This is a genomic window from Bradyrhizobium sp. HKCCYLRH2060 (assembly GCF_051168135.1).
GTDB lineage: Bacteria > Pseudomonadota > Alphaproteobacteria > Rhizobiales > Xanthobacteraceae > Bradyrhizobium.
The window spans coordinates 1-1212 of the sequence record NZ_JBNPUK010000038.1 but is presented as its reverse complement, the minus strand read 5'-3'; the positions used below and the strand labels follow the sequence as shown (position 1 = coordinate 1212).

The window sequence follows — 1212 nt, the reverse complement described above, 5'->3', positions numbered from 1 at the left end:
CAGGCTGGACAAGGCGCATGGCGTGGATTCTTCTGCGATCTTGAGCATCGCCAAATGTTCGAGACACACGAGGAGGATCCCGCCATGCGCCACCACAATACTGTATTTCACGGTCTGCAGAAGCTCGTTCCGTGGAGGGTTTTTGACCGGCTTGTGGAAACACATGGAGGAGACAAGCGGGTGCGCCGGCTCAGTACCCGGAATCAGTTTTGTGCTTTGCTCTATGCGCAACTGGCTCGCGCTGAGAGCCTGCGTGCCATTGAAGCTGCTTTCGAGAGCCACGCTGCACGGCTCTATCACGTAGGCGCCAAGGTGGTTTCGCGTTCGACGCTGGCCGATGCCAATGCAAAGCGACGGCCCGAGGTCTTTGCCGGTCTGTTGGCAGAGATGATGAAACGCTGTGAGCGGAAGCTGGCAAACGAGGTGGCGGATGCGGTCTACCTGGTCGATTCGACCAGATTTCCCCTGAACTCTCTCAGCGCCAGCTGGGCCAAGTTCAGCAGCGGCATCAACTGCTTCAAGCTGCACATCGTTTATAATCCGGATACCGGAAATCCGGTTACGGCCGACGTGACCGCGGGAAACGTCAACGACATCACCGCGGCAAAATCTCTTCCGATCCGCCCGGGCGCGACTTACGTCTTCGACCTCGGTTACTATGACTACGGCTGGTGGGCCAATCTCAACGAGCAGGGGTGCCGTCTCGTCACCCGTCTCAAGGCGAATACTAAACTCAGAGACGTGACTGAGAAGACAATCCCGGAGGGCTCGTCCGTGTTGTCCGATCGGATCGGCCTGCTGCCTGGCAGATTGGCTGTCTCGCGAAAGAACCCGTTCCAGGATCCCGTCCGTGAGGTCAGAGTTGCCACGGAAACCCGCAAGGTCCTGCGCATCATAACCAACGACCTCGACGCATCTGCCGACGAAATTGCCGACCTTTACAAGCGCCGCTGGCAGATCGAGCTGTTCTTTCGCTGGGTCAAGCACACGCTGAAGATCAGACACTTCCTCGGAACGTCCGAGAACGCCATACGCATCCAGATTGCAGTGGCGCTGATCGCTCATCTCCTGCTGCGCGCGGCCCATAAGCTGCAAAGCAGCGTGGAAAGCCTGCGGACCTTTACCGGCCTGGTCGCGCAAAACCTCATGCACCGCAGGAGGATCGATGGACTGCTCGATCCTCCACAGTCTCTCACCCGAGACGACCGCCAG

At 58.6% G+C, this 1212-nt stretch carries 1 protein-coding gene; it reads left to right on the top strand.

Going from position 1 to position 1212, the window contains the following annotated elements:
* Positions 1 to 84 precede the first annotated feature (84 nt).
* Positions 85 to 1212, top strand: a 1128-nt coding sequence (locus ACQR10_RS32645) for an IS4 family transposase (RefSeq protein WP_316218932.1), incomplete at its 3' end; no start/stop codon positions are given.